Annotated in this window: 24 protein-coding genes; 12 read left to right on the top strand and 12 right to left on the bottom strand. The window is 71.8% G+C overall.

Annotated elements, in window-relative coordinates:
* The first annotated feature begins 1 nt into the window (after position 1).
* Positions 2 to 1,387, top strand: coding sequence for a UDP-N-acetylmuramate--L-alanine ligase (gene murC, locus OG828_RS12865; RefSeq protein ID WP_328501205.1), 1,386 nt, complete (start codon positions 2 to 4; stop codon positions 1,385 to 1,387).
* 13 nt (positions 1,388 to 1,400) lie between these two features.
* Positions 1,401 to 1,808: a peptide-methionine (R)-S-oxide reductase MsrB gene (msrB, locus tag OG828_RS12860; protein WP_328354563.1), complete on the top strand. Its 408-nt coding sequence runs from the start codon at positions 1,401 to 1,403 to the stop codon at positions 1,806 to 1,808.
* Positions 1,809 to 1,885: 77 nt separating this feature from the next.
* On the opposite strand, the gene OG828_RS12855 is transcribed toward msrB, so the two are convergent.
* Positions 1,886 to 2,947, bottom strand: a complete 1,062-nt coding sequence (locus OG828_RS12855) for a lysylphosphatidylglycerol synthase transmembrane domain-containing protein (RefSeq protein WP_328501204.1) — start codon at positions 2,945 to 2,947, stop codon at positions 1,886 to 1,888.
* Between the two features lie 169 nt (positions 2,948 to 3,116).
* Positions 3,117 to 4,481 (bottom strand): hypothetical protein, encoded by a 1,365-nt coding sequence (locus OG828_RS12850; RefSeq protein WP_443062395.1) that lies wholly within the window; start codon positions 4,479 to 4,481, stop codon positions 3,117 to 3,119.
* 113 nt (positions 4,482 to 4,594) lie between these two features.
* Between OG828_RS12850 and OG828_RS12845 the strand changes: the two genes are divergently transcribed.
* Complete coding sequence (locus tag OG828_RS12845) at positions 4,595 to 5,842, top strand: molybdopterin-dependent oxidoreductase (protein ID WP_328437979.1); 1,248 nt, start codon at positions 4,595 to 4,597, stop codon at positions 5,840 to 5,842.
* A gap of 11 nt (positions 5,843 to 5,853) precedes the next feature.
* Positions 5,854 to 6,324 (top strand): hypothetical protein, encoded by a 471-nt coding sequence (locus OG828_RS12840; RefSeq protein WP_328501203.1) that lies wholly within the window; start codon positions 5,854 to 5,856, stop codon positions 6,322 to 6,324.
* On the opposite strand, the gene OG828_RS12835 is transcribed toward OG828_RS12840, so the two are convergent.
* Genes OG828_RS12835 through OG828_RS12825 form a run of 3 tightly spaced genes read right to left on the bottom strand, consistent with a single transcriptional unit; the run spans position 6,213 to position 8,307 of the window.
* Positions 6,213 to 6,944 (bottom strand): class I SAM-dependent methyltransferase, encoded by a 732-nt coding sequence (locus tag OG828_RS12835; RefSeq protein WP_443062499.1) that lies wholly within the window; start codon positions 6,942 to 6,944, stop codon positions 6,213 to 6,215. The two genes, OG828_RS12840 and OG828_RS12835, sit on opposite strands and share 112 nt — an antisense overlap.
* Before the next feature lie 23 nt (positions 6,945 to 6,967).
* Entirely contained in the window at positions 6,968 to 7,576 is a 609-nt protein-coding gene (locus OG828_RS12830; protein WP_328354551.1) for a TIGR04282 family arsenosugar biosynthesis glycosyltransferase, read from the bottom strand.
* Positions 7,573 to 8,307, bottom strand: a complete 735-nt coding sequence (locus tag OG828_RS12825) for a glycosyltransferase family 2 protein (protein ID WP_443062394.1) — start codon at positions 8,305 to 8,307, stop codon at positions 7,573 to 7,575. Before OG828_RS12825 ends, OG828_RS12830 begins: the two co-directional genes overlap by 4 nt.
* A gap of 103 nt (positions 8,308 to 8,410) precedes the next feature.
* Here OG828_RS12825 and OG828_RS12820 point away from each other — a divergent pair, with 103 nt between their 5' ends.
* Complete coding sequence (locus tag OG828_RS12820; RefSeq protein WP_328437975.1) at positions 8,411 to 9,184, top strand: response regulator transcription factor; 774 nt, start codon at positions 8,411 to 8,413, stop codon at positions 9,182 to 9,184.
* Between the two features lie 2 nt (positions 9,185 to 9,186).
* Entirely contained in the window at positions 9,187 to 10,299 is a 1,113-nt protein-coding gene (locus OG828_RS12815; protein ID WP_328354542.1) for a sensor histidine kinase, read from the top strand.
* A gap of 76 nt (positions 10,300 to 10,375) precedes the next feature.
* Here OG828_RS12815 and OG828_RS12810 read toward each other — a convergent pair whose 3' ends face one another.
* The 5 genes from OG828_RS12810 to OG828_RS12790 all read right to left on the bottom strand — a co-directional run bounded on the left by OG828_RS12810 (position 10,376) and on the right by OG828_RS12790 (position 15,295).
* Positions 10,376 to 10,675 carry a hypothetical protein gene (locus OG828_RS12810; protein WP_328501202.1) on the bottom strand — a complete coding sequence of 100 codons (300 nt, stop codon included), beginning with the start codon at positions 10,673 to 10,675 and terminating at the stop codon, positions 10,376 to 10,378.
* On the bottom strand, positions 10,672 to 11,832 hold the full coding sequence (locus OG828_RS12805; protein ID WP_328501201.1) for a hypothetical protein: 1,161 nt from the start codon (positions 11,830 to 11,832) through the stop codon (positions 10,672 to 10,674). Before OG828_RS12805 ends, OG828_RS12810 begins: the two co-directional genes overlap by 4 nt.
* Before the next feature lie 234 nt (positions 11,833 to 12,066).
* Complete coding sequence (locus tag OG828_RS12800; protein ID WP_328501200.1) at positions 12,067 to 13,068, bottom strand: NAD-dependent epimerase/dehydratase family protein; 1,002 nt, start codon at positions 13,066 to 13,068, stop codon at positions 12,067 to 12,069.
* A gap of 53 nt (positions 13,069 to 13,121) precedes the next feature.
* Positions 13,122 to 14,573: a sensor histidine kinase gene (locus tag OG828_RS12795; RefSeq protein ID WP_328501199.1), complete on the bottom strand. Its 1,452-nt coding sequence runs from the start codon at positions 14,571 to 14,573 to the stop codon at positions 13,122 to 13,124.
* On the bottom strand, positions 14,570 to 15,295 hold the full coding sequence (locus OG828_RS12790) for a response regulator transcription factor (protein WP_328437971.1): 726 nt from the start codon (positions 15,293 to 15,295) through the stop codon (positions 14,570 to 14,572). The genes OG828_RS12795 and OG828_RS12790 overlap by 4 nt, the downstream gene beginning before the upstream one ends.
* A gap of 136 nt (positions 15,296 to 15,431) precedes the next feature.
* Here OG828_RS12790 and OG828_RS12785 point away from each other — a divergent pair, with 136 nt between their 5' ends.
* The 6 genes from OG828_RS12785 (at position 15,432) to OG828_RS12760 (ending at position 20,800) form a co-directional block, all read left to right on the top strand.
* Entirely contained in the window at positions 15,432 to 16,769 is a 1,338-nt protein-coding gene (locus OG828_RS12785; protein ID WP_328501198.1) for a ferredoxin reductase family protein, read from the top strand.
* 10 nt (positions 16,770 to 16,779) lie between these two features.
* Positions 16,780 to 17,472 carry an FMN-binding protein gene (locus tag OG828_RS12780; RefSeq protein ID WP_328354527.1) on the top strand — a complete coding sequence of 231 codons (693 nt, stop codon included), beginning with the start codon at positions 16,780 to 16,782 and terminating at the stop codon, positions 17,470 to 17,472.
* 1 nt (position 17,473) lies between these two features.
* Positions 17,474 to 18,193 (top strand): FAD:protein FMN transferase, encoded by a 720-nt coding sequence (locus OG828_RS12775; protein ID WP_328437969.1) that lies wholly within the window; start codon positions 17,474 to 17,476, stop codon positions 18,191 to 18,193.
* A 101-nt stretch (positions 18,194 to 18,294) separates the two neighbouring features.
* Positions 18,295 to 19,458, top strand: coding sequence for an ABC transporter ATP-binding protein (locus OG828_RS12770; protein WP_328501197.1), 1,164 nt, complete (start codon positions 18,295 to 18,297; stop codon positions 19,456 to 19,458).
* Positions 19,455 to 20,138 (top strand): ABC transporter permease, encoded by a 684-nt coding sequence (locus OG828_RS12765; RefSeq protein WP_328354519.1) that lies wholly within the window; start codon positions 19,455 to 19,457, stop codon positions 20,136 to 20,138. The genes OG828_RS12770 and OG828_RS12765 overlap by 4 nt, the downstream gene beginning before the upstream one ends.
* Complete coding sequence (locus OG828_RS12760; RefSeq protein ID WP_328354516.1) at positions 20,135 to 20,800, top strand: ABC transporter permease; 666 nt, start codon at positions 20,135 to 20,137, stop codon at positions 20,798 to 20,800. Before OG828_RS12765 ends, OG828_RS12760 begins: the two co-directional genes overlap by 4 nt.
* Before the next feature lie 151 nt (positions 20,801 to 20,951).
* Here the strand turns inward: OG828_RS12760 and OG828_RS12755 are convergent, their stop codons facing one another.
* Positions 20,952 to 21,551: a GTP-binding protein gene (locus tag OG828_RS12755; protein WP_328354513.1), complete on the bottom strand. Its 600-nt coding sequence runs from the start codon at positions 21,549 to 21,551 to the stop codon at positions 20,952 to 20,954.
* Entirely contained in the window at positions 21,538 to 21,972 is a 435-nt protein-coding gene (locus tag OG828_RS12750; RefSeq protein WP_128376930.1) for a DUF742 domain-containing protein, read from the bottom strand. The genes OG828_RS12755 and OG828_RS12750 overlap by 14 nt, the downstream gene beginning before the upstream one ends.
* Positions 21,973 to 22,009 lie beyond the last annotated feature (37 nt).

Here is a 22,009-nt window from a genome sequence, read left to right as displayed (position 1 = left end):
CATGGCACCCGGCCTTCCTACCGCCATGGACCGCCCGCACTTCATCGGCATCGGCGGGGCCGGGATGTCGGGGATCGCGAAGATCCTCGCGCAGCGGGGCGCGAAGGTGGCGGGCAGTGACGCGAAGGAGTCCGCCACCGCCGAGGCGCTGCGCGCACTGGGCGTGACCGTGCACATCGGGCACGCCACGGAGTACCTCGCCGACGACGCCAGCTGTGTCGTGGTGTCGTCGGCGATCCGCGAAGACAATCCGGAGCTGGCCCGCGCGGCCGAGCTGGGCATCCCGGTGGTGCACCGCTCCGACGCCCTCGCGGCCCTGATGGAGGGGCTGCGTCCGATCGCCGTCGCGGGCACCCACGGCAAGACCACGACCACGTCGATGCTGGCCGTCTCGCTGTCCGAGCTGGGTCTGACCCCCTCGTACGCGATCGGCGGCGACCTGGACGCCCCCGGCTCCAACGCCCTGCACGGCGAGGGCGAGATCTTCGTCGCCGAGGCGGATGAAAGCGACCGCAGCTTCCACAAGTACGCGCCCGAAGTCGCCATCGTCCTCAACGTGGAGCTCGACCACCACGCCAACTACGCGTCGATGGACGAGATCTACGAGTCCTTCGAGACCTTCGCGGGCCGGATCGTGCCCGGCGGCACGCTGGTGATCGCCGCGGACCAGGACGGCGCGCGCGAGCTGGCCCGGCGGATCGAGGGCGTCCACGTGGTGACGTACGGCGAATCGCCGGACGCGGACGTACGGATCCTGTCGGTGCGGGCCCAGGGGCTGAAGAGCGAGGTCACGGTCCTGCTGGACGGCACGGAGATCACCTTCACGGTCTCCGTCCCCGGCCGGCACTACGCCCACAACGCGGTCGCCGCGCTCGCCGCCGGCGTGGCGCTGGGCGTCCCCGCCGCGGAACTGGCGCCCGCGCTGGCCGCGTACACCGGCGTCAAGCGCCGCCTGCAGCTCAAGGGCGAGGCGGCGGGCGTCCAGGTCATCGACTCCTACGCGCACCACCCGACGGAGATGACCGCCGACCTGGAGGCGATGCGCTCGGCGGCCGGTGACGCGCGGATCCTGGTGGTCTTCCAGCCGCACCTGTTCTCCCGCACCCAGGAGCTGGGCAAGGAGATGGGCCAGTCGCTGGCCCTCGCGGACGCCTCCGTCGTCCTGGACATCTACCCGGCCCGCGAGGACCCGGTCCCGGGCGTCACCAGCGAGCTGATCATCGAGGCGGCGCGCGTGGCGGGCGCGGACGTCACCGCGGTCCACGACAAGGCCGAGGTGCCGTCGGTGATCGCGGGAATGGCCAAGGCGGGCGATCTCGTTCTCACCATGGGCGCGGGCGATGTGACCGACCTGGGCCCGCTGATCCTGGACCGCCTGTCGCAGTGAGGGGCTGACACCCATGTCGTACGACGTCGAGAAGCCGGAAGAGCAGTGGCGCGCGGAGCTGACGCCGGGCGAGTACGCGGTGCTGCGCCAGGCCGCCACGGAGCCCGCCTTCACCGGTGAGTACACCGACACCAAGACCAAGGGCATCTACTCCTGCCGCGCCTGCGGCGCCGACCTCTTCACCTCGGACGCCAAGTTCGAGTCCCACTGCGGCTGGCCGAGCTTCTTCGACGCCCGCGACTCCGACGCGGTCGAGCTGATCGAGGACCGTTCGCACGGGATGGTGCGGACGGAGGTGCGGTGCGCCCGGTGCGGTTCGCACCTTGGGCATCTGTTCGAGGGCGAGGGCTATCCCACGCCCACCGACCAGCGGTACTGCATCAACAGCATCGCGGTGCGGCTGTCGCCCGACGAGGGCTGAGCGCCCCGTCAGGGGCGCGGGGAACTGCGCGACCAGCCACAACGGACTCGCAGCCAAAGGACCACCGGCGGAAGCACTCACAACATCTTCCGCCGTACCATCCCCGACAACACCAACGCCCCCGGCAACAACGGCAACCACACGGTGATCACGCGAAAGCCGATCACCGTGCCGGTGGCCAGAACCATGGGCGCCCCGAACACGACGAGGGTGAACACCAGCGCCGCGTCCACGGGGCCGATGCCACCAGGCGCCGGCACGGCCCCCACCGCGGCGCTGGCCGCCAGGTACGCGAAGATCACATGCACCCAGGGCAGTTGCAGCCCGAGCGCCGACCCGACCGAGGCCAGCACGCAGGCCTGCAGCAGCGGAAACGCCGCCGCCCCGCCCCACAGCTGAAGCACCCGGACCGGACGGGTGTGCAGCAGCCGCGCGTCGGTCAGGGCGGAGTTCAGACAGCCGAGCAGCGGCCGCCGCAGCGGCCGTACGGCCGTCACCAGCAAGGCCGCCGCGCCGAGCACGCAGACGATGCCGAGGCCGGCCACGGCCAGCGTCGACGCGTCCGGGACGAGCTGGCCGACGCGCAACGTGCCGGGGAAGGCGGCGAGGAACGCGAGGATGAGTAGCGTCTTCACGATCGGCTTGACCAGCGAATACAGCGCCAGGGACGCGGTCGCCCGGGGGATCGATATCCCCTGGTTCTGCAGAAACCGCAGGGTCACGGCGTGCGCGCCCAGCCCCGCCGGCAGCACATGATTCGCGGCGCCCGCGGCGAACTGCGAGGCCAGCAGCGGACCCGGCGGGAGCCGTTCCGGCAGGGCGCCCTGCCGGGTCACGGACGCGGCCACCCAGCACAGGATGTTGAACACGGTTCCGGCCAGCAGCCACCAGGGGTCGGCGCCGGCCAGCCGGACGGCGCTGTCATGGACGGTGGGCCAGTCGTACGCCGCGTACCCGCCGATCAGCAGGAGCGGCAGCAGACTCAGTGCCCAGCGGAGCCGCCGCCGGCGCGTCGTGGTCGGCGGGCAAGTGGTCGGAGTGGGAGCGGCCGGTGTGGGGGCACTGACCGAGGCGGGAGCCGGGATGGGGACGGGGGTGAGCGACGGCTTGGGGAGCTCGTCGAGCTGGAGCGGGGACACGGCGCACGTCGTCCTTCCACGTCGTGCCCGACGCTGTGGCGGGACCGACGGGTACGAGGAGGCGAGCAAAGGGGGACGCCGGGAGCGTTCCCTTTCTGCGTGACGGGACGGTTGCCGGGAACCGACAAGGCGAGGGCGGACGGGCGACGCGGTCACGGTGTGGCCGGAGTCACCAGCCCGTGAGCAAGAGATGGTTGACGAGAAGTGCGACGATCGCCTGCGCCGCCAGCCACCCCCGCGCGCCCCTCAGAAACGTGCACGCCGGCAGCAGCCACAGCGCGAACGGCAGCCAGATCCGTTCCGTCTCCGCCTTGCTCATCCCGGACAGATCGGCGACGACCATCGCGACCAGCGCCGCCAGCACCAGCACCCCGAGCCGTACGGCGGCCTTGTCGTCCCGCCGGAGCAGCGCCACCCCGGTCCGCCGCAGCCCGGCCGCTGTCGCGAGGCCCACCACCAGCACCGTGCACGCGAAGTTGGCCCACACCCAGTAGCCGTACGGCCGGACACCGCCCACGCCCTCGTGGTAGCGGGTGACCAGCAGGTCGTACGCCTCCCACCAGTAGAAGCCCAGTGCGGTGAAGAGGATGGGGACGACCACGAATCCGGCGAGCACGAAGGGGAGCGGTCTGATGCGGTGGGTCCCCAGCAAGAGGACGGCCGCGGCGATCAGCGCGAAGAGCGTGAGGCCGTACGACAGGTAGAGCGTCAGGCCGAACAGGAGGCCGGAGGCCAGGCCGGTCCAGGGTGGCCGGTGGCCTGTGACCGCCAGTGCCAGGAACGCGACCGCCCAGGCGGCGACCGCCGCGAAGTAGGCGTCGGCGGAGGTGCCCATCCACACCGCCCCCGGGGCCAGGACCAGGAAGGGCGCGGCGCGGCGGGCCAAGTGCTCGTCGGTGAGGAGGCGGACGGTGACGAGGATGGCGAGGGCGGCGGTGGTGCCGACGGTGATGCACCAGACACCGGCCCAGGCGCCGCCGCCGAGGCCGATGCGGTCCAGGTAGACGAAGGTGAGGGTGGCCGCGGGGGGATGCCCGGCGACATGCGCGGGCCAGTTGTCGGGCGAGTCGATCAGGATGTGCTGGGTGAAGTCCCGCAGGGTGGCCGGAATGTCCCCGAAACTGTCGATGACCTGGAGGTATTCGGCGCGTGTCGTCAGCCGCCGCGCGATGCCGCGGTTCCAGCCGTCGATGAGCGCCAGCGACCATGTCCAGGCCATGCCTGACCCCCAGACCGCGAGCAGCAGGGAGCGCCAGGGCAGGCGTACGGCCAGGACGGGGCCGTATGCGATGACGGCGATCGCGACGGTGAGGGCGGCCGGGGTGCCGGGGCCGATGTGCGGGTGCCAGAGCGCCAGCAGCGGGGGCCAGCGGACGAAGAGCGTGTCGTCGCGGCGCTCGATCGCGCGGCCGACCAGCGCGGCGGTCACGACAAGGAGGGTGGCGGCCGTCGCCATGTACAGGTCGCGGCTCAGCTCCCGGCGGGAGTCGGGGAGCGCGTCGGGGCGGGTTCCTGGCAGAAGATCGCGGGTCACGTCCGAACGCTAGGACGCCCGGCGTGCGCCGGACGCGTGACGGGCGCGGACGTCAGAGATTCGTCATGGTTCGCGGACCCTGTCCTGGGGTGATCCCGGCCTACGGTCGGGGCATGCGACCCACACCTCCCACTCCGTTCTCGCCCGGATTCTGGCGCAGCCCGCTGCGCGGGGCGCGGTTCACCTCGGTGCTCGGCATCGTGCTGCTCGGCGGGATCACGGTGCTGTTCCTGACGGGGCTGGTGTCGTACGCCGCCTACAACCCGAACCTGGATCCGGTGAACGACAAGACCCCGGACAAGGGGATCCTCGGCTTCTACCTCTTCTCCTGGCCGACCGACCCGCACTGGCTGTACCGGCTCAACCAGGGCATCCACGTCACGCTCGGGATCGCCCTCATCCCCGTGCTGCTGGCCAAGCTGTGGTCGGTCGTGCCCCGGCTGTTCACACTGCCGCCGGCCCGCTCGCTCGCGCACGCGGCGGAGCGGATCTCGCTGCTCCTGCTGGTCGGCGGTGCCCTCTTCGAGTTCGTCACCGGTGTGCTGAACGTCCAGCTCGACTACATCTTCCCCGGCTCCTTCTACGCCCTGCACTTCTACGGGGCCTGGGTGTTCTTCGCCGCGTTCGTCGCCCATGCCGCACTGAAGACGCCGAAGGCGCTGCGCAATCTGCGGCAACTGCGGGAGGAGAGGGGGGAAAGGGAGGAGCAGGACGACCTGGTGGCCCCGGAGCCCGCCGAGCCGACCGTGTCCCGGCGTGGCGCCCTGTGGTTCGTCGGGGGCGGCTCGCTGCTGCTGTTCGCCACGACCGTCGGGCAGAGCTTCGACGGCTTTCTGCGCCGTACCGCCCTGCTCGCCCCGCACGGCGGCGGCGAACCGGGCTCGGGACCGAACGGCTTCCAGATCAACAAGACGGCCGCGAAGGTGGGCATCACTCCCGCGGAGACCGGCGCTGAGGTGTGGCGGCTGGTCGTCACCGGCCGCACCGGAACCATCCGCCTCAGCCGCGCCGACCTGCTCCAACTCCCCCTGCACTCCGCCTCGTTGCCCATCGCCTGCGTCGAGGGCTGGTCGACCTCCGACCAGTGGTGGCGCGGCGTACGGCTGCGGGATCTGGCCGCGCTCGTCGGCCACGACGATCCCACCGACGTCTTCGTGGAGTCGCTGCAACGTGTCGGCGCCTTCCGCCGCGCCGCCCTGCGGGCGAACCAAGTCGCCGACGAACGCTCCTTGCTCGCCCTGACCGTCAACGGCGAGGACCTGTCCCCCGACCACGGCTACCCAGCCCGGGTCATCGTGCCCGCGGCACCCGGTGTGCTCAACACCAAGTGGGTGGCCCGGATGACGTTCGGAGATCTGTGATGCGACCCGAGATGCGATCTCTGAGGCGCGCGCGTGTCGCCGTCGGCAGCCCGTTCCAACTCCTCCTGCTCGCCGCGTCGTTCGCGCTCGCCGGATACGCGGGCGTGCGGCTGCTCGACGGCGACTGGTTCGAGATCGTGCTGTGGTTCGTGGGCGCCGCCGTGGTCCACGACCTGGTCCTGGTGCCGCTGTACGCGGCGGCCGACCGCGCGCTGGTGGCGGCGTGCGGCGCGGCCGGGCGGCGGTGGGCGGCCGGCTACGTCCGTGTGCCGGCCGCCCTGTCACTGTTGCTGCTGCTTGTGTGGTTCCCGCTGATCAGCGGGCGGGTGGCGGACCGCTACGCCGGCTCCACCGGCATGTCCGCGGACACCTACCTCGCCCGCTGGCTGCTGATCACCGCCGTACTGTTCGCGGGCTCCGCGATCCTGTTCGTACGACGGCTGCGCAGGGCGGCGAAGGAACGGCCGCCGGAGGTCCACTGATCGACGGCGCTCCAGCCCGCGCTGTGGGCGTGCCGCAGCAGGGCGGGAGTGCCGAGGCGGGCCCACGGGAACGGGGCGCCGACCGCGCCCCGGCCGTCGGTCACGTGCACATGGACACGCTCGTCCACGTCGACCGGGGCAGTCTCGGCGATCAACAGCCCGCCGGGAGCCAGCAGTCGGTCCAGCCGGCCGAGCAGGGCGACGGGGTCGCCGCCGATGCCGACATTGCCGTCCGCGAGCAGGACGGTGCCCCAGCGGCCCTCTCCCGGCACCGGCTCGAACACCGAGCGGTGCAGCGCCTGTCCGCCGAGCCGCACGGTGTGCGCGACGGCCGCCTCGCTGACGTCGATGCCGAGCGCGCGCCGTCCCCGGGCCGCGAGTTCGGCGACCAGCCGGCCGGGACCACAGCCCACGTCCAGCACCGCGCCCTCGCACCGGGCCAGCACCTCCAGGTCCACCGCGTCGGCCCGCGCACACCAGCGCTCCACGTCCAGCGGCAGCAGCCAGCCGTCCGTACGGCGCAGGAAGAGCGGCCCGCGCCCGGTGCGCAGTGCGTCGCTGTAGAGGTCGACGGTCCAGGGACGGCCCTCCGGGGTCGGCTGCCGGACGATCGGTACCAGCTGCTGGGCGCTCCGCACCGCACTCACCGCGCCTCCGTCGTCAGCCGCTCCAGCTCCGCCGCGAAACGCCCGCCGGGCGCCGCCTTGGCGACGACCTCGGCGTCGTACGCCGTGTCGACGTCGCGCAGGCGCGGCAGGTCCCGCACCCGCAGTCCCGCGAGGCGGTCGCGTTGTACGGCGCCGGTGTGCGGCGTCGACATCGGGACGCCCCGCAGCAGGGCGGGGTCCGGTGCGGCCAGGCCCAGCGCCCAGAAGCCGCCGTCCTCGGCGGGACCGAAGTACGCGTCGCAGCCGGCGAAGTCCACCGTCAGCAGCTCCGGCGTCACCTGCGGGGTGTCCATGCCGATGAGCAGGGACGGGCCGGTGCAGCCCGCGAAGGCGGCGGCGAGACGTTCGTCGAGGCCGCCCGCGCACTGCGGTACGACCTCGAAGCCGGACGGCAGCCAGCGCCCCGGTCTGCCGTCGAGAACCAGGACCCGGCGTGTGGCCGGTGTTCGCGCCACCACGTCCAGGGTGTCCGCGAGCGAGGCCTCGGCGAGGGCCGCCGCCTCCTCGGGCGTGAACGGCGGCGTCAGCCGGGTCTTGACCCGGCCCGGCCGGGGCTCCTTGGCGATGACGAGCAGCGTGGTCACGGGCGAACTCCCTGCTCGGCGGCGGTCTCGGTCAGTACGCGGCTCATGTCCCGCACCGCCTGCCAGGTCCCCCGCCAGGTGCCGGTGACCTTGGAGGCGCCGGTGCGCGGGAAGTACGGCACGTCGTGCTCGGCGATGCGCCAGCCCGCGTCGGCGGCGCGCACCACCATCTGCAGCGGATAGCCGCTGCGCCGGTCGCTGAGCCCGAGGGCGAGCAGCGGCTCGCGCCGGGCGGCCCGCAGCGGGCCCAGATCGCGCAGGCGCAGCCCGGTACGGCGGCGCAGCATCCGGGCCAGCGCCAGATTGCCCGCGCGAGCGTGCACGGGCCAGGCGCCCCGGCTCTGCGGGCGCCGCCTGCCGAGCACCAGGTCGGCCGCGCCGCCCGCCACTTCCCGTACGAAGGGCACGAGGTCGCCCGGGTCCAGGGAGGCGTCGCAGTCGCAGAAGCACACGATGTCGGCGGTGGCCGCCGTCAGGCCCGCATGGCAGGCGGCGCCGAAGCCGCGCCGCTCCTCGCGTACGACGGTCGCGCCGAGGGCGCTGGCGATGTCGGCGGAGCCGTCGGTGGACCCGTTGTCCACGACGAGCGCGCGCCAGCCGGGCGGGATGCGCTCCAGGACCCAGGGCAGCGCCTCGGCCTCGTTGAGACAGGGGAGGACCACGTCGACTGCCTGGTCCGTTCCGTGGTCCGTGCTGTGGTCCGTCGGAGAAGAGGTCGTCACGGCTTTCACCCTACGAGCGCGAAACGGGCATACCGGACTGCGGCTCCTTACGAAACAAGGACGTCAGCGGGGGTGGGCACCATCCGCGGGCGGGTGGTGCGACGCTGGCGGCATGGAACAGCAGCAGCACGCGGGGCCCGGGGCCCGGGTCCTCGTCGTCGACGACGATCCGACCGTCGCCGAGGTGGTGTCCGGATACCTCGACCGGGCCGGATACGTCGTCGACCGGGCCGGGGACGGACCCGACGCGCTGGAGCGGGCCGCCGCGCACTGGCCGGACCTCGTCGTACTCGACCTGATGCTGCCCGGCATGGACGGCCTGGAGGTGTGCCGGCGGATGCGGGTACGCGGGCCCGTGCCGGTCATCATGCTCACCGCGCGCGGCGACGAGGACGACCGGATCCTGGGCCTGGAGGTCGGCGCCGACGACTACGTCACCAAACCCTTCAGCCCCCGCGAACTCGTCCTGCGCGTCGAGTCCGTGCTGCGCCGCGCCCGTCCCGCCCAGCCGTCCGCCAGCCTGCACGCGGCCGGGCTCACCGTCGACCCGGCGGCCCGCCGCGCCGCCAAGAACGGCACCGAACTCGCCCTCACCGTCCGCGAGTTCGACCTCCTCGCGTTCTTCCTCCGGCACCCCGGCCGGGTGTTCAGCCGGGAGGACCTGATGCGTGAGGTGTGGGGCTGGGACTTCGGCGACCTGTCGACCGTCACCGTCCATGTCCGCAGGCTGCGCGGCAAGGTCGAGGACGATCCGGCGCGGCCGGGGCTGATTCAGACGGTGTGGGGGGTCGGCTATCGCTTCGACGCCGGCTCCGGCACGGGCTCCGGCAGCGGTTTCGACACCGGCTCCGGCTTCGGCAGCGGTTTCGACAACGGGGAGGCGTGATCATGCGCGACATGCTTCTCATCGCCCTCTTCGCCTTCCTCGGCGCCGCCGCGGCCGGCGTGCTCGGCGCGGGCGTTCTGCGGCTCATCCGGCGCCGCTCGCTCGCGGTGCACCTCGCCGTCGTCGCCGCCGTCGGCGTCACCGCGATGCTCGCGGGCACCCTCGCGGTCGCGCGGGCGATGTTCCTGTCCGAGCACGATCTGAAGGTCGTCACGCTGGTCGTCGCCATGGCCGCCGTGGTCTCCCTCGTCACCGCGACGGTGCTCGGCCGCTGGGTCGTCGCCCGCAGCCGCGCCCTCGCGCTCGCCGCGCGCTCCTTCGGCGACGGCGGCGACTTCACCTCGCCCGTCGGTCCCGCGACCGCCGAACTCGCCGCGCTGAGCCGTGAGTTGGAGGCGACGAGTATCAGACTCGCCGAGTCCCGGACCCGTGAGCGGGCTCTGGAGTCCTCGCGGCGTGAACTCGTCGCCTGGATCTCGCACGACCTGCGTACCCCGCTCGCCGGGCTGCGGGCGATGGCCGAGGCGCTGGAGGACGGTGTCGCCGCCGACCCCGACCGCTATCTGCGTCAGATCCGCACCGAGGTGGAGCGCCTCAACGACATGGTGGGTGACCTCTTCGAACTCTCCCGCATCCATGCGGGGACGCTGGCGCTGAGTCCCAGCCGGATCTCGCTGTACGACCTTGTCGGGGACGCCCTCGCGGGGGCGGATCCGCTGGCGCGGGAGCACGGTGTGCGGCTTGTCGGTGATCGGGTGGAGCCAGTGCCGGTGGAGGTGGACGGGAAGGAGATGAGCCGGGTTCTCGGCAATCTGCTCGTCAATGCGATTCGGCGTACGCCGACGGACGGGACGGTCGCTGTGGCCGCCGAACGGTCGGCCGATGGTGTGGTGTTGTCCGTGACGGACGGTTGTGGGGGGATTCCTGACGAGGATCTGCCGCGGGTGTTCGATACCGGATGGCGGGGGAACGATGCGCGGACGCCTCCGGCGGGGGCGGGGCTGGGGTTGGCGATTGTGCGGGGGATTGTGGAGGCTCATCAGGGGCGGGCGGCGGTTCACAATGTGCCAGGCGGCTGTCGGTTCGAGGTGACGTTGCCGATGGCTGGGGTGTGACGGGCGGTTTTCGCCCCGCCGCCCCTACCCGGTCTCCCTCAGCGGCGGGCCACCGTCGGCGGGGTGGCGGCGCCGTTCAGGCAGTGGTCGAGGAGTGCGTGCATGCGGGGGACGGGGAGGGACGGGTTGGCCGCGGCGCCCTCTGCGGGAGGCCGGTGAGGAGGGTTTCCAGGGTCTCCGGTGTCAGGGCCGGGTTGGCGGCGGCTGCCCGGCGTACTGCGTCGTCGGGGTCTTCCAGCGGCGGCTCGGGCAGGGTGGGGTCGGCCGCGGCCAGGGCGCGGACCTCGGGGTCCGGGTGGCCGATGAGATGGGTCCGGCCGGTGCGGGGGAACGTGGGCAGGGTCAGCAGGTGCGGACGGTGGGCCGGGCGGGTCACGAAGACGTCCAGGAGGAGGTGCGGCGGAGCCAGCGGGTGGTGGCAGGCCAGCCGGATCCTACCTCCTCGTCATCATCCAGCGCCAGTGTCCCGACGAGCTCTGCGGGCAGGCCGGGCCAGCTCGCCGCGACCCGGCGGAGCACCGGTTCCTCGGACACCGCGCAGGCGGCGAACCAGTCCGGCGACAGCTCTGTATCCAGCTGCGGGATCGGGCAGGTGCAGTCGGGACCGTGATCGACCACACTCTGGACCGCCTCGAATTCGGCCCAGGTACGGATGGAAGGCTGGAGGCGGGCACGCATCCGCACGTCCTCGTCCGGATCCCGCGTCAGCTCCACCACCGCCGGTCCCAGGTCGGGCCGGGTGGCGACCACTCTGCGGATCTCTGCATCGGGGTGGCGGGCGAGCCGGGCGAGGGCGTCGGCCGGGGTATGGCGGTTCCGGGCCAGCGGGTGCACCTCGTCGGCCGCGAAGCACCGCTCGACGACCGCGGGTGACAGGGCACAGGTGCTGAGCACGAACACCGCGGGGCGTGATCCGATGGGCGGCAGCTCGGCCTCCACCGCCTCCGGGTCCAGCTGCCGGTTGCCCTTCCTGGCTGCTTCCCGTACGGCGGGGTCGGGGTCGTCGAGCAGGGCATCGCGCTGCGCAGCGGTGAGCGACTGCCACTGGAAGGCGGCGTACAGACGGAGTGCGGGGTGGTCGTGACCGGCCATGTCCCGCGGGAAGGACCGAGGGACCTGCCGGGAGGACCAGAGCTCCCCTTCGATTTCCCTTGCGGTGACCCTGCCGTCCTCGCCTCCTTCCTGGGCGGTCAGGAAGGTGACGAGGATGTCGTCCGGCAGGGGCCGGACCCACCGGGGCTGGAGCCGGGTGCCGCCGGCGAGACGCGCACGGACGAGTCCCGAAGGGTCCGAGGCCAAGGGAGCGAGTCGTGCGGGGTCGACGTGCAGGTTGCGGGCGAGGGCGCTGCGGATCCGCTCGACCGGGTGGCTCAGGGCCGCGTCGATGACGGCGTCGGGCAGGTCGCGGCCCTCGCACATCAGCGAGCCGGCCTCACCGGCCGCTTCGTCCAGGAGACGTATCAGCACTTCGGCGGGCGCCGCCGGATTGAAGGCGATGCCGCGCAGCCACAGTTCACGGAGAGAGTCGGACACCACGTCATCCTGCCACCGCGCCCCCTGAACCCAACCTCTGTCTGCCGTCGATGAGTTCGCGCACGACGTCCAAGTGGCCGTTCAGATCGGCGTCGGCGAGCTCCCCTTCCTTCCGGGGCGGCTGAACTTCTCGTCGTCCAGAGCGAGATGGTGCACCCGCCCAAGGTATGTCCAGCCGGACGGCGTCAGTTCAGTGTCAGCCGTGGGCCGGAATTCTGCCGGAAGGGCTCGTTCTCAGGCTGACCGCATCTCCGCCCGCGCGAACTCCCTCATCCCCTCCTCGAAACCCACCTCCGCCTTCCACCCCAACTCCGCCCGCAGCCTCGACGAGTCGGCTGTGATGTGCCGGACGTCCCCCAGGCGGAACTCGCCGGTGATCACCGGGTCCGGGCCGCCGTATGCCGCTGCCAGTGCTCGGGCCATTTCGCCGACCGTGTGGGGGTCGCCGCTGCCGGTGTTGTATGCGGTGAGGGTGCCTGGTGTGGGATTCCCCTCCAGGGCTGCCACGTTGGCCGAGGCCACGTCGCGTACGTGGACGAAGTCGCGGCGTTGGTGGCCGTCTTCGTAGACGCGGGGGGATTCGCCGCGGGCGAGGGCGGAGCGGAAGAAGGAGGCGACGCCTGCGTAGGGGGTGTCGCGGGGCATGCCGGGGCCGTAGACGTTGTGGTAGCGCAGTGAGATCGCCGAGCCGCCTGTCGTCCGTGCCCAGGCCGCCGCCAGGTGCTCCTGGGTGAGCTTGGTCGTCGCGTACACGTTGCGTGGGTCTACGGGGGCGTCCTCGGCGACCAGGCCGGGGGACAGGTCCTCGCCGCAGACCGGGCAGAGCGGTTCGAAGCGGCCCGACTCCAGGGCGGCGACCGAACGGGGGCCCGGTCGCACCGCGCCGTGCCACTCGCACGAGTACCGGCCCTCGCCGTACACCACCATCGACCCGGCCAGCACCAGACGTCGTACGCCTGCCTCCGCCATGGCGGTGAGCAGCACCGCGGTGCCCAGGTCGTTGTGGGAGACGTAGTCGGCCGCGTCCGAGAAGTCGACGCCGAGGCCGACCATCGCCGCCTGGTGGCAGACCGCGTCCACGCCGGGCAGGGCGGCGCGGATGGCGTCGGGGTCCCGTACGTCCGACGCCGGGCCGTCGCTGATGTCGTAGACGACGGGGTCGTGGCCGTGGGCCCGCAGGGACTCGACGACATGGGACCCGATGAATCCGGCACCGCCGGTGACCAATACGCGCATGCCCTCAACGTAGGGCTGCGACCAGCCCTTACAGGCGGGCCGCGCCCGTCATGTCACCGGTCCGTAAGACCTTTCGGGAGGGGCAGCGAGACCGTGAACACCGTGGCGCCCGGTTCGCTGGTGACGTCGATCGTGCCGGCGTGCGCGCTCACCAGCGAGTGCGCCACCGCGAGGCCCAGTCCGCTGCCGCCGCGGTCGCGGCTGCGGGCCTTGTCGACGCGGTAGAAGCGGTCGAAGATCCGTTTCCGGTCGTCGGGCGGGATGCCGGGGCCCGCGTCGGCGACCCGGACGACGGCCCTGCCGTCCGTGACCGACACCGACAGGGACACGTCCGTGCCCTCCGGGGTGTGCACGGCCGCGTTGGTGAGGAGGTTGTCCAGGACCTGCCGGACGCGTTGCGGATCCATCCGCATCGTCAGCCGGGAGGGGCCGGTGGCCACCGTCAGCGGGTGGTCCGTGTGGGCCGCGCGGAAGGCGTCCGCGGCGTTCTCGACCAGCTCCACCAGGTCCGCCTCCTGGACCCGCAGCGGCGCCTCGACCTCGGCGGCGTCAAGCCGGGCGAGCAGCAGCAGGTCGTCCAGGAGGAAGCCCATCCGGGCGGCCTCGGCGCGCAGCCGGGCCAGGTGCTTGTCGCGTTCCTCGGGGGCGTTGGCGGCGGCGTACTGGAAGAGGTCGGCGTAGCCGCGTACGGACATCAGCGGTGTGCGCAGCTCGTGCGAGGCGTCCGCGACGAACCGGCGCAGCCGCTGCTCGGCTTCCGTGCGGACCGCGAGGGAGTCGTCGATGTGCTCCAGCATCGTGTTGAACGCGGTGCGCAGCTCCTCCACCTCGGGGCCGCCGCTGCGTCCGTCGTGCCGTACCGGCAGCCGCGCCGAGTCCGTCAGATCGTGCGAGGTGATGCCACGTGCCGTGTGCGCCATGTCGCTCAGCGGCTTCAGACCGCGCCGCAGCATCCCCCGGCCGGCCACCACCAGGGCGAGCAGCGCGAGCCCGAAGGTGACGGCCTGGATCGTGATCAACTGGCCCACGGTGTCGTCGATGTCGGCCATCGGCGCGGCGCTGACCAGGATCAGACCGGACTCGACCTCGCAGGCGCGCAACCGGTAGTCGCCCTTGCCCTCGAGGTGGTCGGTGCGCAGGACTTCCGTGGGCGAGGTGGTCTGCGCCCGCGCCACGGCGGTGAAGTCGTCGACGTCCTCCGGCAGGTCGGCGGGGTCCTCGGGCTTACGGAGCACGGGCGTGCCGTCCCGCACGTCGTACACGGCGTAGTACCAGCTGTAGTACTTCTTCCCGGAGAGCGTGCCGTAGTCCGCGATGGACTTGGACTGGGCGATCTGGCCCTGCGCCAGCTGTTCGTCGAGCTGCTTCGACAGGTAGTCCCGCATGTACGTCGTCAGCGCCGTGCCGACGACCGCGAAGACGACGAGGGACAGCACGCCGAGGCCCAGTGCGAGGCGGGTGCCGAGGCGCAGTCTGCGGTAGGTCTGCCTGAGCCGCCGGATCACTCGGCGGCCTGCCGGATCACATATCCGAAGCCCCGGACGGTGTGGATCAGCGGAGTCGTGCCGGCGACGGGCTCATCGGGCTCGTCGAGCTTGCGGCGCAGCCGGCTGACGACCAGCTCGACGACGTTCGAGCGGCCGCCGAAGCCGTACTCCCACACGTGGTCGAGGATCTGCGCCTTGGTGAGCACGGTCGGCGACTTGCGCATGAGGTAGCGCAGCACTTCGTACTCGGTGGGGGTGAGGGTGAGCATCCGGTCGCCGCGCCGCACCTCACGGGTGTCCTCGTCCATCGTGAGGTCGGCGACCTGGAGGACGGACCGCTGGAAGCCGGGCCCGGCGCTGCGCCGCAGCACCGTGCGCAGCCGGGCCATCAGCTCCTCCACCGCGAACGGCTTGACCAGGTAGTCGTCGCCGCCCCGGGTCAGCCCGGCCACCCGGTCGGCGACGGCGTCCCGGGCGGTGAGGAACACCACCGGCACCATCGTCCCGGAGCGGCGCAGCCGGTCGAGCACGCCGAAGCCGTCCAGGTCCGGCAGCATCAGGTCGAGCACCACGATGTCCGGGTGGAACTCGGCGGCGGCGCGCAGCGCCTCCTCACCGGAGTTCGCCGTGACCGCGTCCCAGCCTTCGTAACGCGCGACCGTCGCGACGAGGTCGGCGATCGGCGGGTCGTCGTCCACGACGAGCAGTCGTACTTTCTCCACCCCCTCATAGTGCGGCACGCGCCCGTGATCTCCATGGGCCCGGTCGGAGCCTGGACCACATCGATAAGTACCTGAAAGAACAACGACAGGTCTTCGACAGCTCCCGCCAGCGAAGCTCGGTGCACCAGGACCCCTGACCGAGGAGCTGCCGACCGTGACAACCGTCCAATCGCCCCCTGCGCCCCCCACGGCGATACGCCCCAGGGTGGCCGCCCGCACGGGCCTGTACGCCGTGCTGGCCGTGAACGTTGCCGTGGTGGCCTACTTCTTCGTCCAGGCCGGGTTCGCCTCCAACACCCTGATCGTGCTGGGCCGCCTGTGCGGCCTGCTCGGCGGACTCCTGATGGCGTTCCAGCTGCTGCTGGTCGCCCGGCTGCCCTGGTTCGACCGCCGCATCGGCATGGACCGGATGACCCTCTGGCACCGCTGGATCGGCTTCTCGCTGCTGTGGACGCTCGTCGGCCACGTGGTCTTCATCACCTTCGGCTACGGCGAGTCCTCCGGCCTCGACCCGGTCAACCAGCTGGTCGACCTCGCGGAGACCACCGAGGGCGTGCTGCGCGCGCTCGTCGCCTGGGTGCTGATCATCTTCATCGGCGTCGGCTCGGCCCGCTGGGCCCGGCGCCGACTGGCGTACGAGACCTGGCACTTCATCCACCTGTACACCTACGCCGCCGTGGTGCTGGCGTTCACGCACGAGGTGGCCGTCGGTACGACGTTCGTCGCCTCGTCCCTGGCCACCGCCTACTGGTGGACCCTGTGGGGCTTCGCGCTCGGCGCGGTGGTCCTGGGCCGGGCGGTGCTGCCGCTGTGGCGGAACTGGCGCCACCAGCTGCGCGTCTCGGCCGTCGTCCCCGAGTCCGACAACGTCGTCTCCGTCTACATCACCGGCCGCGACCTGGATCAGATGGGCGCACGGGCCGGCCAGTTCTTCCTGTGGCGTTTCATGACCCGGGACCGCTGGTGGCAGGCCAACCCCTTCTCGCTGTCCGCCGCCCCCGACGGCCGCAGCCTCAGGCTCACCGCCAAGGCGGCTGGTGACGGCAGCGCGGCCCTGCGGCACATGAAGGTCGGCACGCGCGTCTTCGCCGAGGGCCCCTACGGCGCGTTCACCGCGATGCACCGCACCCGGCCCGAGTCCCTCCTCATCGCGGGCGGCGTCGGTGTCACCCCGATCCGCGCCCTGCTGGAGGAGCTGGAGGGCCACGCCGTCGTCATCTACCGCGTGAGCAGCGACCGGGACGCCGTCCTCTACGACGAGCTGCGCGACCTCGCCGCCATGAAGGGCGCCGAGCTGCACCTGGTGACCGGGTCGCCCGTCCCGGACCGGCTCGCGGCGCCGGAACTCAGCCGGCTCGTGCCGGACATCGCCGACCGGGACGTCTTCCTGTGCGGGCCGCCGCCCATGATGAACGCGGTGCTCGGCACCCTGCGCGAGCTGGGCGTGCCCAAGCCGCAGATCCACTTCGAGCGTTTCAGCCTGGCTGGATGAGAGGGACACCGTGAAGCGAGTCATACCCGCCCTTGTCCTGTCCGCCGCCGGCCTGGTCACCGTCTGGCGCTACGAACCGTCCGTCGACACCGGCACGTCCACGGAAGTGGCGGCCCCCGCGTCCACACCGTCGGCTTCCTCGGGCTCCACCGTGGTCACGGGCTCGACCGTCCAGACCGAGAAGGGCCCGGTCCAGGTCGAGGTCACCTTCGACGGCGACAAGATCACCGCCGTGCGGATGCTCCAGCAGCCGAACCACCCGCAGACCACGGCCGCCGTGCCGAAGCTGATCGCGTCCACCCTGAAGGCGCAGAGCGCGGACGTCGACACGGTGTCCGGTGCCACGATCACCACCGAGGGCTACAAGGAATCGCTCCAGGCGGCGATCGACAAGAACGCCACTTCCGCGGAGGCTTCGGCGTCCGCGTCTCCGGAGACGACGACCGAGACCGTCGCGGGCTCGACGCTCGCCACTGAAAAGGGTCCGGTGCAGGTCGAGGTCACCTTCGAGGGCGACACCATCAAGTCCGTGCGGATGCTCCAGCAGCCGAATCACCCGCAGACGACCGCCGCGGTGCCGAAGCTGATCGCGGCGACCCTGGAGGCGCAGAGCGCGGACATCGACACGGTGTCCGGTGCCACGATCACCAGCGACGGCTACAAGGAGTCCCTCCAGGCCGCGATCGACGCGAAGGGCGCCTGACATGCACCGGGTCGAGCACGTCATGGGCTTCCCCGTTTCCCTGCGCATCGACGACGAGGAGGTCCCCACCGCGCTCGCGGACGAGGTCTTCGCCTGGCTGCGCGAGGTCGACGAACGGTTCAGTCCGTTCAAGCCCGACAGCGAGGTGTCCCGGCTCGACCGCGGCGACATCGCCCTCGGCGAGGTCAGCGCCGACCTCGCCGAGGTGCTCGACCTGTGCGAGCAGTACCGCCTCGCCACCGGCGGCGCCTTCGACGCCCGCCGGCCCGGCGAGGGCCTCGACCCGTGCGCGGTCGTCAAGGGCTGGTCGGTGCAGCGGGCGGCGGACCTGCTGACCGCCGCCGGGGTGCGCAGGTTCTGCCTCAACGCGGGCGGCGATGTCGTCGCGGCCGGCGGTCCCTGGCGCGTGGGCGTACGGCACCCCGAACACGCCGATCAGCTCTGCACGGTGCTGGAGATCACCGACGGCGCGGTCGCGACGTCCGGGCGCTACGAGCGCGGCGACCACATCATCGACGGGCGTACCGGGCGTCCGGCGACCGGTCTTCTCTCGGTCACCGTCGTCGCGTCCACACTCACGGAGGCGGACACCGCGGCCACGGCGGCGTTCGCGATGGGCGCGGAGGGCGTCGCGTGGGCGGCCGGGCGGGAGGGGTGCGAGGTGTTCGCCGTCGACGCCGAGCGGCGGGTGCTGCGCACGGAGAAGGTGCCGGTCGCCTGAGAGTCCGGTCGCAACACAGGCCGTCTAGACTCTCCCCGCAACGGCCCGCGCCTTGGCCGAAAGCGGGCAACTTCTGCCAGACCCGAAGGGTATTCGGCGTTTTGATACGGATAGATTCAGTCACCAAGCGGTACCCGGACGGCACGGTGGCGGTCGACCGGCTCTCCCTGGAGATACCCGACCGCTCGATCACCGTCCTCGTCGGCCCCTCGGGCTGCGGGAAGACGACGACCCTGCGCATGATCAACCGGATGGTGGAGCCGAGCGAGGGGACCATCACCCTCGACGGTGTCGACATCATGAAGCAGCCGGTCAACACGCTGCGCCGGTCCATGGGTTACGTCATCCAGAACGCCGGACTCTTCCAGCACCGCACGATCGTCGACAACATCGCCACCGTGCCCCGCATGCTCGGCTGGGGGAAGGACAAGGCGCGGGCGCGGGCCAGGGAGCTGATGGAGCGGGTCGGGCTCGACGCCGCCCTCGCCAAGCGCTACCCCTACCAGCTGTCCGGCGGACAGCAGCAGCGCGTCGGCGTGGCGCGGGCGCTCGCCGCGGACCCGCCGGTGCTGCTGATGGACGAGCCGTTCTCGGCCGTCGACCCGATCGTCCGCAAGGGCCTGCAGGACGAACTCCTGCGGATCCAGGCGGAGTTGGGCAAGACGATCGTCTTCGTCACCCACGACATCGACGAGGCCGTCAAGCTCGGCACCATGGTCGCCGTGATGCGCACCGGCGGCCATCTCGCCCAGTTCGCGCCGCCCGCCGAACTGCTCACCGACCCCGCGGACGCCTTCGTGGAGGACTTCCTCGGCGCCGACCGGGGCATCCGGCGGCTGTCGTTCTTCCCGTCCACGCACCTCGCCCTGCTGACCGCGCCGATCATCGCCGTCGACGCGACCGCCGAGCAGATCGCCGCCCGCGACACCACGGACGCGCCCTACCTCCTCGTAACGGATCTGGACGGCAAGCCGCTCGGCTGGGCCGAACCGGGGGAGCTGACCGCGGGGGAGATCCGGCAGGACCAACTCCTCTCCTACGGACGGCCGTTCAGCGCCGGTACGGACTCGCTGCGGGCCGCGCTGGACTGTGCCGTGCTCTCACCCACCGGGTGGGCCGTCGCCGTGGACGGCGAGGGGCGGGCCGCCGGAGTCGTCTCCCAGCAGACCATCGGCGAGGCGATCCGCGGTGCCCACGCAGAGCGGCGCGCGGACGGCGAGGCGGGCACCAAGGCCGACGGCAAGGCGGAGAAGGCCGCGCGATGAGCGAACTCTTCGACCTGCCCAGCGACCTCCAGCACAGCTACTTCGGCCTGGTCATGCTGCATCTGCGCGAGGCGCTGCTGCCGGTGCTGTTCGGGCTCCTGGTGGCGCTGCCCCTGGCCCAGCTGTGCGTGCGGGTGCGCTGGCTGTACCCGCCGGTGCTGTGGGTGACGACCGTGCTCTACGCGATCCCGTCGCTCGCGTTCTTCGTCATCCTCATCGATTACACCGGGCTGAGCGAGCTCACGGTGATGATCCCGCTCGCCGTCTACAGCCTGGTCGTGCTGGTCCCGGCGATCGTCGACGGCGTGCGGTCCGTGCCGCAGGAGACCCTCGCCGCGGCCACCGCGATGGGCTTCGGGCCCATACGACGTTATCTCCAGGTGCAGTTGCCGATCGCCGCGCCCGCGATCATCGCCGGGCTGCGGGTGGCGTCCGTGTCCAGCGTCTCCCTCGTCAGCGTCGGCATGCTGATCGGCAACCAGGGAGCCCTCGGCAACCTGCTCAACAGCGGCATGATCTACAACCAGCCGCGGCTGATCTGGCTCTCCGTGGTGGGCACGGCCGTCCTCGCCATTCTCGTGGACGCCGCGCTGATCGGCGTCCGCATCCTCCTCACGCCCTGGATGCCGCGCGGCACCCGCAAGAACACCCGTACGCTCGCGAAGGCGGCCGCCCGGTGAACGTCCTGAACTACATCGACGCCTTCTTCAGCGACAGCGCCCACTGGCAGGGCTACGACGGCATCCCGACCCGCCTCGCCGAGCACGTCCAGTACACGCTGGAGGCCCTCGCCATCGCCGCGGCCGTCGGACTGCCGGTCGGCCTGCTCACCGGCCACACCGGACGCGGCGGCAACACGCTCGCCCTCATCGCCACGGCGGGGCGCGCGCTGCCCAGCTTCGGCCTGATGGTGCTGATGTTCGTGCTGCTGGGCCTCGGCCTCGCGCCCGTCATGATCCCGCTGGTCGTGCTCGCGATCCCGCCCATCCTCGTCACCACCTACGAGGCGATGCGCTCCGTCGACCCCGCGCCGGTGGACGCCGCCCGCGGCATGGGCATGGCCGAGACCGAGATCCTCTTCCGGGTCGAAGTACCGGTCGCGCTCCCACTCATCCTCAGCGGACTGCGCTCCGCGGCCATCCAGATCGTCTCCACGGCCACGATCGCCGCGTACGTCAGTTTCGGCGGGCTCGGGCGTTACATCGTCGACGGTCTCTACCAGCGCGACTACGAGAAGGTCGTGGGCGGGGCCACGCTGGTCGCGGCACTGGCCCTGGTCACGCTGGGCGTGTTCTGGGCGGCGGGCCGCTTCTCGGTGTCAAGGGGAGTCCGTCGCGCGTAAGTGCTCCGCTGCGGCGCCGTCGTGGCTGGTCGCGCAGTTCCCCGCGCCCCTGACGGGGCGTCTTACTCGCCGGGGCTGAAGCGCCCCGATAGGGGCGCGGGGAACTGCGCGACCAGCCCCCACCGTCCCGCAGCCACCCACGAAACCCTGCTCACCCCTCGCTACGCGCCAACGCCAGCTCAAGCACAACCAGCAGAGCGTCCCGTACCGAACCCCGCTCCCGCGCGTCGAAGACGACCAGCGGGACGTGCTCGGCGACGTCAAGGGCCCAGCGGACCTCGTCCAACTCGTGCTCGACCTTGCCGTCGAACGCGTTGACGGCGACCGCGAACGGGATCTGCTTGTGCTCGAAGTAGTCGACGGCGGCGTAGCAGTCGTCGAGCCGGCGGGTGTCGACGATGACCAGCCCACCGATCGAGCCCTCGACGATGTCGTCCCACATGAACCCGAACCGGTCCTGCCCGGGCGTGCCGAACAGATACAGCTTCAGGGTCGGGTCGATGGTGATGCACCCGAAGTCCATGGCGACCGTGGTCGTGGTCTTGCGGGGCGTGTGGGAGAGGTCGTCCACGCCCGCGGCGACCTCGGTGATCGCGGCCTCGGTGGTCAGCGGCTCGATCTCGGAGATCGAGCCGACCGCGGTGGTCTTGCCCACGCCGAATCCGCCCGCGATCACCATCTTCACCGGCAGCGGCGGTCGTACGGCGGTCTGCGCAGCTGCGCCGCCGGTGACCGGTTCAGTCGGTGTCACGGAGTACCCCCCGGGAGTCGGGGATGGCACGGAGGCCATCGATAACCCTGCGCAGGACGGATGAGTCGTGGGTGGCGTCGGTGTTGGGCACGTACACCGTCAACTGCCCCGCCGCCCGCAGGTCCTCGGAGAGGATACGGACCACGTTGAGGTGCAGCCGCAGCCGGGCCGCGATCTCCGCGATGGACTGCGGCTGCCGGCAGGCGGCGATGATGTCGTGCTGTTCGAAGGAGAGCCGGTCGAGCGCGTCGAGGCCTTCGGCGGTGGCCACCACCTGGGTCTCGACGGGCATCGTCCGCCCGGACGAGGTCGGCGCCACCCGGCCGGCGGTGACCAGGAACGGCCGTACCGCGGGGGCGGGGCCCACCCGGTCCGGGGAGCCGCCCTCGTCGGCACCGTTCGGCGTACGGCCGTCCGCCATGGGTCTGTGTCCTCTTGTTCCTCGGCCGGGCGGTGCC

This window comes from Streptomyces sp. NBC_00457, assembly GCF_036014015.1.
Classification (GTDB): Bacteria; Actinomycetota; Actinomycetes; order Streptomycetales; family Streptomycetaceae; genus Streptomyces.
Note: the sequence above shows the minus strand (reverse complement) of the source record. Positions and strands in the feature narration are given on the sequence as shown.

What these genes read in the sequence shown, in the direction of transcription:
- OG828_RS12765 (WP_328354519.1), top strand. Translation starts at nt 19,455, where the DNA reads ATGAGCGAACTCTTCGACCTGCCCAGCGACCTCCAGCACAGCTACTTC.
- OG828_RS12800 (WP_328501200.1), bottom strand. Translation starts at nt 13,068, where the DNA reads ATGCGCGTATTGGTCACCGGCGGTGCCGGATTCATCGGGTCCCATGTC.
- msrB (WP_328354563.1), top strand. Translation starts at nt 1,401, where the DNA reads ATGTCGTACGACGTCGAGAAGCCGGAAGAGCAGTGGCGCGCGGAGCTG.
- OG828_RS12820 (WP_328437975.1), top strand. Translation starts at nt 8,411, where the DNA reads ATGGAACAGCAGCAGCACGCGGGGCCCGGGGCCCGGGTCCTCGTCGTC.
- murC (WP_328501205.1), top strand. Translation starts at nt 2, where the DNA reads ATGGCACCCGGCCTTCCTACCGCCATGGACCGCCCGCACTTCATCGGC.
- OG828_RS12750 (WP_128376930.1), bottom strand. Translation starts at nt 21,972, where the DNA reads ATGGCGGACGGCCGTACGCCGAACGGTGCCGACGAGGGCGGCTCCCCG.
- OG828_RS12840 (WP_328501203.1), top strand. Translation starts at nt 5,854, where the DNA reads ATGCGATCTCTGAGGCGCGCGCGTGTCGCCGTCGGCAGCCCGTTCCAA.
- OG828_RS12845 (WP_328437979.1), top strand. Translation starts at nt 4,595, where the DNA reads ATGCGACCCACACCTCCCACTCCGTTCTCGCCCGGATTCTGGCGCAGC.
- OG828_RS12815 (WP_328354542.1), top strand. Translation starts at nt 9,187, where the DNA reads ATGCGCGACATGCTTCTCATCGCCCTCTTCGCCTTCCTCGGCGCCGCC.
- OG828_RS12775 (WP_328437969.1), top strand. Translation starts at nt 17,474, where the DNA reads ATGCACCGGGTCGAGCACGTCATGGGCTTCCCCGTTTCCCTGCGCATC.